Consider the following 14150-nt stretch of genomic DNA (forward strand, 5'->3'; position numbering starts at 1 on the left):
CTTGCGCCCTGGATCGAGCACTACAACACTGAACGGATCCACTCGAGCCACGGACTCACGCCCGCAGCCCGAGTGTCACCAACCTGATGACTCAGTACACCTAGCCCCGACCGGCACGGAAGCGCCACCCGATGCAACCGGCACCCCTGTCCCAGCTCGTCGACCCCGGCTGGGCCCGTGCGCTCGCCCCGGTCGAGGACGACGTCCACCGCATGGGCCAGTGGCTGCGCGAGGAGACGGCAGCCGGGCGCCCGTACCTGCCGGCGGGTCCGGCCGTGCTCCGCGCGTTCACGTACCCGTTCGACCAGGTGAAGGTGCTGGTCATCGGGCAGGACCCGTACCCGACGCCGGGCCACCCGATCGGGCTGTCCTTCGCGGTCGACCCCGACGTGCGGCCCGTCCCGCGCAGCCTGGCGAACATCTACCGCGAGCTCCACGACGACCTCGGTCTCACCCCGCCCGTTCACGGTGACCTGCGGCCGTGGTCCGAGCGCGGCGTGATGCTGCTCAACCGCGTGCTGACCGTCGGCGCCGGCGACGCGGGCAGCCACCGTGGCAAGGGCTGGGAGCGCGTGACCGAACAGGCCGTCCGCGCGCTGGTCGCACGGCAGCAGCCGCTCGTCGCGGTGCTGTGGGGCGCGCAGGCGAAGTCCGTGCAGCCGTTCCTGGGGGACACGCCGGTCGTCGCGTCGGCGCACCCGAGTCCGCTGAGCGCCTCGCGCGGGTTCTTCGGCAGCCGGCCGTTCTCGCAGGTCGACGACCTGCTCGTGGCGCAGGGCGCCGACCCCGTCGACTGGTCGCTGCCGACCCAGCCGTGACGGGCCGTGGGCCGCACCACGGTCCGGACGGGAGGCCCGTGGCGGGCCCGCACCGTGCCTCCCGTCCGGTCGTGGGTCCGGACCGCCGCCCGGATGCGGGCTTGCACCCGTAGGCTCGGGGCGTGCTCGAGGAGGAATACCGCCAGCGGAGGATCTTGCCCCGCCACCTGCGACCGCCGACGCCCACCGAGACGGCCTTCACCTGGTCGATCCGGTCTGCCGAACCCGCCGACCTGCCCGACATCCGCGAGATCCACGCGCACTACGTGCGGAACTCGTCCGTGACCTTCGACGGCGCGGTACTGTCGTTCGCGGCGTGGAAGAAGCGCTTCGAGGAGATCCGCCGCCGGCAGCTGCCGTTCCTGGTCGCGGTGAACCCGGCGGGGCAGCTGCTCGGGTACGCGCTGGTCGACCCGTGGAACCCGCGCGACCGGTCGAACCACGTCGTCGAGAACTCGATCTACCTGGGGCCGGCGTCGGGCGGCAAGGGGCTCGGGCGGGCGCTGATGGAGGCGCTGCTGGACGCCTGCCGCGATGCGGGCGTGCGTGAGGTCGTGGCCGTGATCGCCGACCGGTCCGCCGATGCGTCGATCCGGTTGCACGAGCGGCTCGGCTTCGAGGAGATCGGCCGCATGGGCAAGGTCGGGTACAAGTACGACCGGTGGCTCGGCACGGTGACGATGCGCCTGCGGCTGAAGGGCGGCCGGTCGCGGCGCGGGCGCGAGCGGCGCTGAACCGCCTGTCACCGACCGGTTGCTCCCGGTGCCTCGGCGATGAACTCGTCGCGCGTGACCGACAGCAGCGCCGACGCGGCCGATGACGCGGCGCGTGCATCTCCGGCTGCCAGGGCCCGCCCGACGGCCTGGTGTCGCGCGGCGGCGGCGTCCGTCCACCCCGTGATCGTGTCGCGGGACTCGCTGGTGCGGGTGCGGAGCAGTGCCTCGACGGTGCTGGCGAAGTGGGCGAACACGGCGTTGCCGGACCCGACCAGCAGCGCCCGGTGGAACCGTACGTCGGCCTCGAGGTACGCGCGCCCGTCGCCCCGCGCGGCAGCGTCGACCATCTCGAGCGCGGCGACGAGCACCGCAGCGGCAGCCTCGTCGCCGCGTGCCGCGGTCAGCCCGGCAGCGACGGGTTCGATCCCCAGGCGCAGCTCCAACAGCTCCCGCTGCTGCGCGAAGTAGGTCGCGGGACCGCCGCGCCAGCGGATCACGGCGGGCGAGAGCAGCTCCCACGCAGTGGTGGGCAGCACCTGGGTCCCGACGCGCTGCCGCGGTTCGACCAGGCCGAGCGACTGCAGGACGCGCAGGGCCTCGCGGACGACGGACCGCGACACGCCGAACTCGGTCGCGATGTCCTCGGGACGCAGGACCGTGCCGACGGGGGCGTCGCCGGAGACGATGCGCTCCCCGAGCGTGTCGAGCACCTGCGCGTGCAGGCCGCGGGGTGTGGGCATCGTTCCTCCGTGCAGCATCGGGGCGACGGCACCGTGACGTGGTCGACGTCGCAGCGGCAGACTGCCGTGACGAGCGACGTTGCGCACGGTGCACCGCCGTGTAGTCTGATTAATCAGATTATTGCGGAGTCGTTCGGACATCGCACACGACCGTGACGGGACCGCGGAGCAGCGGTCCCAGGAAGGGGCACCGATGCCTCATCTCCCGACCGCCGGCGGCGCACTGCTCGCCGCGGGCACCGAGACCGTCAAGGCCGCGGGTCCCGTGCCACAACTCGTGATCGCCGCCCTGATCGGCGTGGTCGTCATCATCGTGCTGATCACGTGGCTGAAGATCCACCCGTTCATCGCGCTGACGATCGGCGCCCTCGGCGTCGGCATCGGCGCCGGACTCGCTCCCGAGAAGGCCGTGACGAGCTTCGGCGACGGCTTCGGCGCGACGATGACGAGTGTCGGCATCCTGGTCGGGCTCGGGTCGATGTTCGGCAAGATGCTCGTCGACTCCGGCGCGGCCGACCGGGTCGTCGACACCCTGGTCCGCCGGTCGTCGAAGGCCGCGCTGCCCTGGACGATGGCGCTGATCGGGGCGCTGATCGGCCTGCCGATGTTCTTCGAGGTCGGCCTCGTCCTGCTCATCCCGATCATCGTGCTCGTCGCCAAGCGCAGCGACGTCCCGATCATGAAGATCGCGGTGCCGGCGCTGGTCGGCCTTTCCACGATGCACGCCTTCGTCCCGCCGCACCCCGGCCCGCTGGTCGCGATCGCCACGGTGGGCGCGAACCTCGGCACGACCCTGGCGTTCGGCATCGTGCTGGCGGTCCCGGTGATCATCCTGGCGGGGCCGGTGTTCGCTCGCTTCGCCGCCCGCTGGGTCGACATCCCCGCGCCCGACCTGTTCGGCTCGCGCGGATCGGTGGCGGACTCCGGGTTCGGCACTGGATCGGGTGACCCGGCGCACGAGGGCCGCCAGGCCCGGCGCGGTCCCGCCACGCAGGACACCGCCTCCCTGCCGAACGGCAAGAGTGACTTCACCCGCGTGATCAGCGAGCCGCGCAGCCCGTCCTTCACGATCGCGATCGTCGGCATCCTGCTGCCGGTGGTCCTCATGCTCGCCCAGGCGATCCGCGAGGCGACCGCGCCCGACGCCTCGGGCACGTGGGTCGGCCTGCTGGACTTCCTCGGCACCCCGATGATCGCGATCGGCATCGCCGCACTGTACGCGATCGTGTTCTTCGCGATCGGCGGCGGCATGGACCGGTCGGCCGTGGCGAAGTCGCTCGAGAGCGCGCTGCCCCCGGTGGCCGGCGTGCTGCTCATCGTCGGCGCGGGTGGTGGGTTCAAGCAGGTGCTCATCGACACGGGCATCGGCGGGGTGATCGCCGACGCGGTGAAGGACTCCGGTGTGTCGGTGCTGCTCGTCGCCTGGATCGTGTCCGCGCTGGTCCGCGTCGCCACCGGGTCCGCCACCGTCGCCACGGTCACGGCCGCCGGCATCATGGCGCCGATCGCGCACGACCTGTCCTCGCCCGTGGTGTCCCTGCTGGTGCTGGCGATCGGCGCCGGCTCGGTGTTCCTGTCGCACGTCAACGACGCCGGGTTCTGGCTGGTGAAGGGCTACCTCAACACCACCGTCGGGCAGACGTTCAAGACCTGGACGGTGCTGGAGTGCCTGATCTCGGTGCTCGGCTTGCTCGGGGTGCTGCTGGCGGGGGTGTTCATCCGATGAGCGCCGTCACCGACCGCGGCCTGGATGCTCGGGTCCTGGTGGTCATGGGCGTCTCCGGGTCCGGCAAGTCCACCGTCGCCGCGATGGTCGCCGAGCGGCTGGGTTGGGACTTCGCCGAGGGCGACGCCATGCACCCGCCCGCGAACGTCGCGAAGATGCAGGCGGGGACCCCGCTGGACGACGACGACCGGTGGCCGTGGCTCGACGTGGTGTCGGCGTGGATCCGCGACCACCTGGCATCCGGCACGCACGGAGTCGTGACCTGCTCGGCGCTGAGGCGCTCCTACCGCGACGTGCTCCGCGCGCCCGGGGTGGTGTTCGTGCACGTCGCCGGCGACGGGACCCTGATCGAGGACCGGATGTCCGCCCGCTCGGGCCACTTCATGCCGACCTCGCTGCTGGCGTCCCAGCTGGCGACCCTCGAGCCACCGCTGCCCGACGAGGCACACATCACCATCGCTGCCGACCGCACGCCCGAGGCCGAGTGCGACGAGGTCGTCGAACGACTGGGGCTCGACCCCACGCCTCCGCGAACCGGACCGACTACGTGAACTGGATCGGCGTCCCGACGGGCAGCTGCGCGAGTGTCTTCGTCATCTCCGCCGAGATCCGGACGCACCCGTGCGAGCTGCCCGTCGGGTCCGGGTAGTAGTGCAGCGCGGTCAGGGCCGCGTTGCCGCCGTACGACGGGATGCGCGACGAGTGCGCCCCGGTCAGGATGATCGGGTTGCCCTGCGTGTAGGTCACCCGCGTGTCGACGTAGGCCGCCTCGACGTAGGTCGAGGTCGCCGTGGGCGTCGGGTCGTCGGGGGTCCCGAGTCGTGCACCCTCGGTCGCCGACACCGAGCCGTCCTTCCCGACGACCGAGACCGTGTTGGCAGCGACGTCGACGCGGATCATCCGGTCGGTGCCGGTGACCGTGAAGTCGGCGGCGCGGGCCCACGCGAACGTCGCGCTGGGGGCCTCGGGGTTGCCGCCATCGCCCGGCGTCCGGTTGCGTGCGGGTGTCGACACGAGCAGCATGCCGCCGTCCGCCCCGGCCGAGCGACCCCACACCGCGGTCGCCGCGGGCGTGTCGATCGTCGAGACCGTGGTCGACAGGGTCGCGACGGGTGCGGCGTCGGCGGCCGGACTGGCGAACAGGGCGACGAGCGGGGCCTTCGGCGTGGCGATCTCCCACGTGGTCTCGGGGTGCACGGTGGACCCGTCGAGCAGTTGCCCGATCACCCCGTCGTGGTAGGCCAGGGGGAGCGCGGCGAGCTCGGCCGACGACGGTGCAGCGGGCACGGCGGCGAGCGTCGGTGTTGGTGTCGGCGTCGAGGTGGGTCCGACGGAGCGCGTCGGGCTCGCCGCGGTCACCGTCGGCTGGTGCGCGTTCCCCACGACGACCGCGACGACGATCCCCACCGCCACCAGCCCGCTCACCCCGGCCGTGATCCACGTCCTGCGTTGCATGTCGCCCCCTGTCCGAGTCCAGTCCACCAGACGATGCCCCTTCGTGCACAGGAAGCACGATCGTGCGCGGGTGGTCGGAACATCCGACCGACGACGCGCGGTCCGACCGACCACGCGCGATCCTGCATCCTGCGGTGCGTGCGTGCGTGCGTACGAGCGTGGGTGCGTGCTGACGGGAGGCGCGGGGCGGGCCCGACCCGGGCCTCCTGTCCGGTGGTCCTAGGGTTCCGTGACGCGCCCCGCCTGCACCAGCCACTGGCGGTCCAGGCGCACCGTCTCGAGCATCCGCCGGTCGTGGGTGACGAGCAGCAGGGTGCCGTCGTACGAGTCGAGTGCCTGCTCGAGCTGCTCGATCGCGGCCAGGTCCAGGTGGTTGGTCGGTTCGTCGAGCACCAGGACGTTGACGCCGCGGGCCTGCAGCAGCGCCAGGCCCGCCCGGGTGCGTTCGCCGGGGGAGAGCTCGCCCGCGGCGCGCCCGACGTGGTCCGCCCGCAGCCCGAACTTGGCGAGCAGCGTGCGGACCTCGGCGGTGGCCATCTCGGGGACCAGGCCCTCGAAGACGGCGGCGAGCGGCTCGGTCCCCGTGAACCGTCCGCGGGCCTGGTCGATCTCGCCCACCGCCACGCTCGAGCCGGTGCTCGCCGTGCCCGTGGTCGGGGCCTGCGTGCCGAGCAGCGCCCGCAGCAGGGTCGACTTGCCGGCGCCGTTCGGGCCGATGATCCCGATGCGGTCGCCGCCGTCGACCTGCAGGGACACCGGCCCGAGCGTGAAGTCGCCCTGCGTGAAGGTCGCGTCGGACAGCGTCGCGACGACGGCCGAGGAGCGCGGGGCCTGGCCGATGGTGAACTCGAGCTGCCACTCCTTGCGGGGTTCCTCGACCTCGTCGAGCCGGGCGATGCGCGACTCCATCTGCCGGACCTTCTGTGCCTGCTTCTCGCTCGACTCGGACGCGGCCTTGCGGCGGATCTTGTCGTTGTCCGGCGCCTTCTTCATGGCGTTCCGGACGCCCTGGCTGGACCACTCGCGCTGCGTCCGCGCCCGCGACACCAGGTCGGCCTTCGTCGAGGCGAACTCGTCGTACGCGTCGCGCTTGTGCTGCCGGGCGATCTCGCGTTCCTCGAGGTACGCGTCGTAGCCGCCGCCGAACAGCCGGTTCGACGACTGGGCCAGGTCGAGTTCGAGCACCGCGGTGACCGAGCGGGCCAGGAACTCGCGATCGTGGCTGACGAGCACGGCACCGCCGCGCAGGCCGTGCACGAAGGTCTCGAGACGCGCCAGTCCGTCCAGGTCGAGGTCGTTGGTGGGCTCGTCGAGCAGCACGATGTCGAAGCGCGACAGCAGCAGTGCGGCCAGGCCCACGCGTGCCGCCTGTCCGCCAGACAGCGACGTCATGAGGGACTCCGCGGTCACCGAACCCTCGGCGTCCCCGAGGGTCAGCCCGAGGTCCGCCAGCACGGCCGGTGCGCGCTCGTCCAGGTCGGCCGCTCCCGAGGCCAGCCACCGGTCGAGCGCCACGGAGTACCGGTCACCGGCGTCGTCGCCGGCGTCCGGGTCACCGAGCGCCGCGGCTGCCGTGTCCATCTCGGCCGTCGCCTCGGCGCAGCCGGTGCGCCGCGCGAGGTACGCGGCGACGGTCTCGCCCGCGACCCGCTCGTGTTCCTGGGGGAGCCAGCCGACGAAGGCGTCGGCCGGGGCAAGTGACACCGTGCCGGCCAGGGGCTCGTCAACGCCCGCAAGCAGGCGGAGCAGGGTGGACTTGCCGGCACCGTTCACGCCGACGACGCCGATCACGTCCCCGGGGGCGACCGTCAGGTCGAGGGAGTCGAACAGCGTGCGTGCGGCGTAGCCGCCGGCGAGGCCCTTGGCGACGAGCGTGGCGGTCATGGGTCCATCGTCCCATCTGCGGGACGGCGCTCCGCCGGTGCGCGAAGGAGCACTTGCGCGTGCATACCGAGTATGGGCATACTCGGTATGTCCGGGTGACCGGGCAACGGAGGGGGACCGCATGAGCGTCAGGATGGGTGTACTCGCGCTGCTGGTGGGAGGACCCGGGTACGGGTACCAGCTCAGGGGGGAGTTCGAGCACAGGACCGGAGGGACCTGGCCGCTCAACATCGGCCAGGTCTACACGACGCTCGACCGTCTGGAACGAGACGGTCTCGTGGCCCGCGGCGGCGCCGACGACGACGGACACGTCGTCTACACGGCGACCGAGGCGGGCCACGAGGAGGTCGCTCGGTGGTTCCGCGAACCGGTGCCCGCCAAGCGGGGCCGTGACGAGCTCGCGATCAAGTTCGCCCTGGCCGTCACGGTGCCCGGGGTCGACGTCGCCCGACTCGTCCAGGTGCAACGGAGCGCAGCGCTCCGGAACCTGCAGGACCTCACGCGCCTGAAGCGCACCGCCGACCCGGCCTCAGACCTGGCGTGGTCGCTCGTCCTCGAGTCGATGGTCTTCCAGGCCGAGTCCGAGGTCCGGTGGCTCGACCACGTCGAGTCCTCGGTCGCCCGGTACCGCCCGGCCCCGGCGTCGGCCGGCCCTGGTGCGGCCGGTCGTGCGTCGGACCTGCGCGTCGACGATGCCCGGAGCACGCGGTGAGTGCCGCGCGTCCGACCCCGCTCCTCGAGCTCGACGCCGTGAGCGTGCAGTACGGGTCCGGTGCGAAGGCCGTCACGGCACTCGCGGGGATCGACCTGCTGGTGGACCGTGGCGAGATGGTGGCCGTGATGGGCACCTCCGGCTCGGGGAAGTCCACACTGTTGGCCTGCGCCGGCACGCTCCTGCCGCCGACCAGCGGTGAGGTCGTCATCGACGGCGACTGGGTGTCCGACCGGTCGCCGCGGGACCTGGCAGCACTCCGACGGCGCCTGGTCGGGTTCGTGTTCCAGGACTTCAACCTGATCCCCTCGCTGACGGCCGCCGAGAACGTCGCCCTCCCGCTGGAACTGGACGGGTGGAAGCCGCGGAACGCCCGGCGAGCGGCCGAACTCGCCCTGGACTCCGTCGAACTCGCCGACCGCGGTGACGCGTTCCCCGACGACCTCTCCGGTGGGCAGCAGCAGCGCGTCGCCATCGCCCGCGGGGTGGTCGGTGACCGCCGCCTCGTCCTGGCCGACGAGCCGACCGGCGCGCTGGACTCGGAGACGGGCGAGGTCGTGCTCCGCATGCTCCGCCGGCACGTCGATGCCGGCGCCGGCGCGCTCCTCGTCACCCACGACGCACGGCACGCGGCCTGGGCCGACCGGATCGTGTTCCTGCGGGACGGGCGCATCGTCGACGAGACCGCGTACTCCGGCGTCGAGCTGACGCTCGCGACCGACCAGGCCGGCTCGTGACCAGGACGCCGTTCGCACTGCGGAGTGCCGTGCGGCTCGGCCGTCGGCTGGCGTTCGCGCGGATCGGTCGCGCGGTGCTCGTCGTGTCGCTCATCGCCGTCCCGACCACGGGCTTCGCCGCGGTCGCCGTCCTGGTGCAGTCGCGCCAGCCGACCACGACCGAGCGGCTGGACCACGACCTCGGCCACGCTGCCGCGCAGATGCAGCTCGCCGGCCCGGACCTGCCGGGCGTGCAGCAGGACCCGGTGGACTGGCAGTCCTGGGTCGTCCACCCCCGCAGCGCGGCAGCACGGTCGGACGGCGCACTCCCGCCCTGGTCGTCCCTGCTCGACCGCGTGCCCGACGGCGCCGTCTCGATCCCGATCGGCCTGACCGACGTCACCGTCGCGGGGCCGAAGGGCACCGTGGCGCTGCCCGCGACCGAGGGCAGTGCGTGGGACAGCGCGCTCGACGGCCACTGGCGCGTGCTCGACGGCGCCGCACCGTCCACGACGACCGAGGTGATGGTCACACCAGCCACTCTGCGCCGACTCGACGCGACGGTCGGGGACACGCTCGACCTCACCAGCCCGACCACGCGGCGCTTCACCATCACCGGGACGATCCGCGATCTGGGTGCGGCTCCGGACACCCAGGGGGTGTTCCTGCCGTGGGGGACGACCACCACCGGCAGCGGCACCGACGACTCCCTGTCCGACCTCCGCGTCTTCCTGCCCGCGGACGCCCCGACCTGGAAGGAGATCCAGGCGCTCAACGCGCACGGGATCGTCGTCGAGTCGCGACCCGTCGTGCTCGACCCACCGGACGACCGGGTCGGGCAGACGATGGCGGGCCCGGACTGGTACCTCGCCGGGATGGCACTGGTCGGGGTGTTCGCGCTGTTCGAGGTGGCGCTCCTCGCCGGTGCCGCGTTCCTGGTCGGTACCCGCGCCGACGCCCGTTCCTACGCCATCCTGTCCAGCGTCGGTGCGGACCGGCGGTTCGTCCGCGCGGTCGTCACCGGATCGGGCCTGGTCCTCGGGCTCGTCGGGTCGGTGCTCGGCGTCGGCCTCGGCATCGCCGTCGGCCGTGTGGCCCTCTGGACGCTCGACGACGGCAACGTCACCAACTGGCCCGGCTTCCACGTCCCGGTCCTGGCGCTGCTCGGGATCGCCGGCGCCGCCCTGCTCGCCGGGGTCGTCTCATCGACGGTCGCCGCGCGGGCGGCCACCCGCATCGACGTCCTCGCCGCACTCCGCGGCACGGGTCGGCCGGTGCGCGAAGGCCCTCCCGGTCGACGCCGCCGAAAGATCTGGGGCCCTGCACTCCTGGTCGCGGGCACCGCCATGACGCTCGCCTGCGGCACGGGCGTGCTCGTCCTGGCCGACCGACCCTCACCCTTCGACGGGATCACCTGGATCGTCGGCGCCGGGGTCGCGATCGGACCGTGCCTGATGCAACTGGGCGTGGTGCTCTGCGCACCCTGGCTGCTCGGCACCGTGGCGCGCTGGACGGAACGGTTCGGCCTCGCGCCACGCCTGGCGGCTCGCGACGCCCGCCGGAACCCGATCCGGACCGTGCCGGTGCTGGCCAGCGTCATGAGCGTGGTGTTCGTGGCGTCCGTCGTGGTCACCTGGACCGGATCCGCACACGCCGGGTTCGTCCGCGACTACGAGTACCGGACGGCGGTCGGTGTGGCGACGGCAGACGTGTCGACGGACGACGGCAGCTACGACGCCGCCGTCACCGCTCGTGCGGCCTCCGTCGTGCGACACGTCCTCGATCAGGACCGCGTCCGCGTGCTCGCCGTCGCCCGGGAGTTCGTGTACGACGGCCAGGGCACCGAGACGCTCCCGCACATCTGGTCATCGGGACCCTGCCGATCGAACGACCCCACGCACTGCTCCCGCTTCCTGCAGTCCACCGACAGTACGACGCCGCACATCTGGGCCGGTACGGCTGACGACCTCGCGGTGCTCACCGGACACGCGACCTCACCCGAGGTGGCGCGCGCCCTCGCCGCGGGGTCGGCGGTCTCCCTGTGGCCCGAGTACTGGCACGACGGCACCGTCCGTATCGACACGTTCGCGCACCGGGGTGATGCCGACCCGGCACCGGACCCCACCACCGTCCCCGACGCCAGTGTGAGCATCCCCGCGGTCCTCGACGTGCAGACCCCCAGGATCGCGGTCGGGGTGTTCATGACCCGGCAGACCGCCGAGCGCCACGGGGTCCCGGTCGTCGACGGCATGCTCGTCACCCGACTGCCCGGCGAACTCAGTGTCTCGGAGGGGGATGACCTGTCGTCCGCGTGGCAGAGCATGGGCGGCGCCGATCGGGATCGGTACGCCGGCCCGACGTTCGCCTACGAGGCCGGTCCGGTGGACGCATCGCGGACGACGATGCTGTTCGCGCTGGCGCTCGCCGCGGCGGTGTCGATCGCCGCGACGGGGGTCGCCGTCGGTCTCGCGCGCGCCGACGGACGGCGGGACGACGAGGTGCTCGCGGCGGTCGGCGCTGCCCCACGGTTGCGGCGTGCGGTGTCGACCTGGCAGGCGGCCATCCTCACCGTGCTCGGCGCGGTGGTCGGGACGGTGTTCGGCCTGCTGCCGATCCGGGCGCTCACCCTGCGGTTCACCCAGGCGCCCGTCGGGGTCACCCACACGCCCTTCGCCCCAGACTGGACCACCCTGGTGCTGTTGGCCGTGGGGCTCCCGGTGATCGTGACCGCGGGCACCTGGCTGACGGCCGGGCACCGCGCGCATCCGATCGTCCGGCGTACACGGTGACCTGACTGCGAGTTCGGTCAGTCTTTTCACACATGTGTGAAATCGGCGTAGCCTCCGGGTCATGTCCGATGTCATCGTCACCCGCGGCCTGGTCAAGCACTTCGGTCGCACCGCTGCCCTGGACGGGCTCGACCTGACCGTCGGCGCCGGCGAGGTCCACGGGTTCCTCGGACCGAACGGTGCGGGCAAGTCCACCACGATCCGGATCCTGCTCGGGCTGGTCCGAGCGTCCGATGGACAGGTGTCGGTCGGCGGCCGGGATCCCTGGCACGACGCCGTGGCGGTGCACCGGACCCTGGCGTACGTCCCCGGTGACGTCAGCCTGTGGCCGACGCTGACCGGCGGCGAGGCGATCGACCTGCTCACCCGGTTGCGTGGCGGCGCCGACCCCGAACTTCGTGCGCGACTGGTCCGGGACTTCGACCTCGACGTGCGGAAGCGGTCGCGGGGGTACTCCAAGGGCAACCGGCAGAAGGTCGCCCTGGTCGCCGCGTTCGCCCGTCGCGCCGACCTGTACGTGCTGGACGAGCCGACGAGCGGGCTCGACCCGGTGATGGAGGCCGTGTTCCGGCACGAGGTCGAGCGCGTCCGCGACGAGGGTGCGACGGTGCTGTTGTCGAGTCACGTGCTCAGCGAGGTCGAGGAACTGTGCGACCGGGTCACGATCGTCCGCGCCGGCCGTACGGTCGAGTCCGGCAGCCTGGCCGACCTGCGGCACCTGACCCGCACCCGGTTCCGGGTGGTCGCCGGGCGCGGGATCGACGGCCTGGCGGACGTGGCCGGGGTGCACGACCTGCAGCGCGAGGGCGAGGCCACCGTGTTCGACGTCGACCAGGGCGCGCTCGACCGGGTGCTCGGCGTGGTCGCCGCCGCCGGGGTCAGCGGCCTGACCGTCACGCCGCCCACGCTCGAGGAACTGTTCCTGCGGCACTACGGCGTCGCGGCCGACGGAGCAGCACGATGATGGCCGTCCTGCGACTGCAGCTGCGGCGGGACCGCGTGCAGCTGCCGGTGTGGATCGTGCTGACGTCGGCCCTCTGGCTGGTCAGCGCGCAGGCGATCCGCACCGAGTTCGGGTCGCCCGACACCGCGGGGCGGTTGCTCGACGCGGTGATCGCGAACCCGGGCGTCGTCGCGGTGCGCGGTCTGCCCGACGGCGTCCGCACCGACCAGCTCGTGTTCTTCCAGGTGTTCACGTTCGTCGCGATCCTGGCCGGGCTGATGGCGACGTTCCTGGTGACGCGGCACGCGCGCGGTGACGAGGAGCGCGGTCGGCTCGAGGTGCTCGGCGCGACCCCGGTCGGGCGCTCCACACCGCTCCGCGCCGCGCTCGTGCTCGGCGTCGTCGCCGAGGTGGTCCTGGGTGTCGGGAGCGCCCTGGCGATGCTGCTCGCCGGGTTCGCCGCGGGCGGAAGCTGGCTCGCCGGGGCCGCCGTGGCCGGGGTCGGACTGGCCTTCCTCGGCGTCGGGGCACTGCTCGGCCAGCTGCTGCCCACCGGTCGGGCCGCGAACAGCGCGGGCGTGGTGGTCGTCGTCGGCGCGTACCTGGTGCGCGCCGTCGGGGACGCGCTCGGCACCCCGGACCTGACCCGGCACACGATCGCGGCAGCGTGGCCCTCGTTCGTCACGCCGATCGGCTGGGCCGAGCAGGTCAGCCCGTTCCGCGAGCAGCGCGCCGGGTGGCTCGTGGCGCTCGTCGCACTCGGTGCCGTGGCCGCGACCGTCGCGTTGGTGCTGCAGCGTGACCGGGACCTCGGCGCGAGCCTGGTGCGCGAACGGCCCGGTCGTGCCACCGCACCGCGGATGCTCCGCTCGTCCGCCGCACTGGCGTGGCGGCTGCACGCTCCCGCTGCCGCCGCCTGGGCCGTCGGCGGTGGGGTGTTCGGACTGTTCGCGGGCGGCTTGTCGGGTGCGATCCGCGACGCGGGCGCGGGGGATGCCGGGATCCAGCAGGTCCTGCGGGCGCTGGCATCCGGCGGGTCATCGAGCCTGACCGACACCTTCGTCGTGGCGGTCGCGGGGATGGCCGGGGTGCTCGGGTCGGCCGCGGGTGTGCAGGGCGTGCTGCGGCTGCGTGGCGAGGAGACCGAGGGGCGGGCCGAGGCGGTGCTCGCGACGCCGGTCGCCCGCACGCGGTGGCTGCTGGCGTCGGTCGCGGCGGCCGCGGTGTCCGGGGTGGTCGTGGCGGTCGCGTTCGGGGTGGTGGCGGCGGTGACGTTCGCCGCGACCCTCCCGGCGGACGCGCGTGGAGCCTCCAGTCTGCTGGCCGGGATCGCACAGGTGCCGGCCATCGCGTTCTTCACCGGTCTGACCGCGGTCGCCGTCGCGGTGGTGCCGCGTGCCGCGGCCGTGGTCGGGTGGGGCGCGCTCGCGCTGGCGTACCTGATCGGCCCGCTCGGGTCGCTGCTCGGACTGGACGACGCCGTCGTGCACCTCAGCCCCTTCACCCAGACGCCGTCGGTGCCGGGGCCGGATCCGCAGTGGGGTGGCGCGGTCGTCGTGCTGGTGATCGCTGTCCTGCTCGGGGGCACCGCCGTGGTCGCGATGCGCCGACGGGGCCTGACGACGTGACGTCGGCGCGGGCGCCGGCCGGT

Annotated in this window: 12 protein-coding genes; 9 read left to right on the plus strand and 3 right to left on the minus strand. The window is 73.1% G+C overall.

Features of this window, described 5'->3' with window-relative positions; all coding sequences use genetic code 11:
• Nucleotides 1-131 precede the first annotated feature (131 nt).
• The gene (locus ACLBWP_RS00005) at nucleotides 132-818 is read left to right on the plus strand and encodes a uracil-DNA glycosylase (protein WP_447653554.1); all 687 of its coding nucleotides are present in this window, start codon (nucleotides 132-134) and stop codon (nucleotides 816-818) included.
• A 122-nt stretch (nucleotides 819-940) separates the two neighbouring features.
• Nucleotides 941-1552: an N-acetyltransferase family protein gene (locus ACLBWP_RS00010; RefSeq protein WP_447653555.1), complete on the plus strand. Its 612-nt coding sequence runs from the start codon at nucleotides 941-943 to the stop codon at nucleotides 1550-1552.
• 8 nt (nucleotides 1553-1560) lie between these two features.
• Here ACLBWP_RS00010 and ACLBWP_RS00015 read toward each other — a convergent pair whose 3' ends face one another.
• The gene (locus ACLBWP_RS00015; RefSeq protein ID WP_447653556.1) at nucleotides 1561-2274 is read right to left on the minus strand and encodes a FadR/GntR family transcriptional regulator; all 714 of its coding nucleotides are present in this window, start codon (nucleotides 2272-2274) and stop codon (nucleotides 1561-1563) included.
• Nucleotides 2275-2467: 193 nt separating this feature from the next.
• On the opposite strand from ACLBWP_RS00015, the gene ACLBWP_RS00020 reads away from it, so the two are divergent.
• Nucleotides 2468-4000 carry a GntP family permease gene (locus ACLBWP_RS00020; RefSeq protein ID WP_243561929.1) on the plus strand — a complete coding sequence of 511 codons (1533 nt, stop codon included), beginning with the start codon at nucleotides 2468-2470 and terminating at the stop codon, nucleotides 3998-4000.
• Complete coding sequence (locus tag ACLBWP_RS00025) at nucleotides 3997-4551, plus strand: gluconokinase (RefSeq protein ID WP_447653557.1); 555 nt, start codon at nucleotides 3997-3999, stop codon at nucleotides 4549-4551. Before ACLBWP_RS00020 ends, ACLBWP_RS00025 begins: the two co-directional genes overlap by 4 nt.
• On the opposite strand, the gene ACLBWP_RS00030 is transcribed toward ACLBWP_RS00025, so the two are convergent.
• Nucleotides 4544-5455, minus strand: coding sequence for a L,D-transpeptidase (locus ACLBWP_RS00030; protein WP_447653558.1), 912 nt, complete (start codon nucleotides 5453-5455; stop codon nucleotides 4544-4546). The two genes, ACLBWP_RS00025 and ACLBWP_RS00030, sit on opposite strands and share 8 nt — an antisense overlap.
• A 219-nt stretch (nucleotides 5456-5674) precedes the next feature.
• Entirely contained in the window at nucleotides 5675-7339 is a 1665-nt protein-coding gene (locus ACLBWP_RS00035; RefSeq protein WP_447653559.1) for an ABC-F family ATP-binding cassette domain-containing protein, read from the minus strand.
• 121 nt (nucleotides 7340-7460) lie between these two features.
• Between ACLBWP_RS00035 and ACLBWP_RS00040 the strand changes: the two genes are divergently transcribed.
• The 5 genes from ACLBWP_RS00040 (at nucleotide 7461) to ACLBWP_RS00060 (ending at nucleotide 14127) form a co-directional block, all read left to right on the plus strand.
• Nucleotides 7461-8051, plus strand: a complete 591-nt coding sequence (locus ACLBWP_RS00040) for a PadR family transcriptional regulator (RefSeq protein ID WP_447653560.1) — start codon at nucleotides 7461-7463, stop codon at nucleotides 8049-8051.
• Nucleotides 8048-8788 carry an ABC transporter ATP-binding protein gene (locus tag ACLBWP_RS00045; protein WP_447653561.1) on the plus strand — a complete coding sequence of 247 codons (741 nt, stop codon included), beginning with the start codon at nucleotides 8048-8050 and terminating at the stop codon, nucleotides 8786-8788. Before ACLBWP_RS00040 ends, ACLBWP_RS00045 begins: the two co-directional genes overlap by 4 nt.
• Nucleotides 8785-11556 carry an FtsX-like permease family protein gene (locus ACLBWP_RS00050; RefSeq protein WP_447653562.1) on the plus strand — a complete coding sequence of 924 codons (2772 nt, stop codon included), beginning with the start codon at nucleotides 8785-8787 and terminating at the stop codon, nucleotides 11554-11556. Before ACLBWP_RS00045 ends, ACLBWP_RS00050 begins: the two co-directional genes overlap by 4 nt.
• Before the next feature lie 61 nt (nucleotides 11557-11617).
• Nucleotides 11618-12520 (plus strand): ATP-binding cassette domain-containing protein, encoded by a 903-nt coding sequence (locus ACLBWP_RS00055; RefSeq protein WP_447653563.1) that lies wholly within the window; start codon nucleotides 11618-11620, stop codon nucleotides 12518-12520.
• Nucleotides 12520-14127, plus strand: a complete 1608-nt coding sequence (locus tag ACLBWP_RS00060) for an ABC transporter permease (protein WP_447653564.1) — start codon at nucleotides 12520-12522, stop codon at nucleotides 14125-14127. Before ACLBWP_RS00055 ends, ACLBWP_RS00060 begins: the two co-directional genes overlap by 1 nt.
• Nucleotides 14128-14150: the final 23 nt, after the last annotated feature.

This window comes from Microbacterium sp. M1A1_1b (assembly GCF_053345565.1).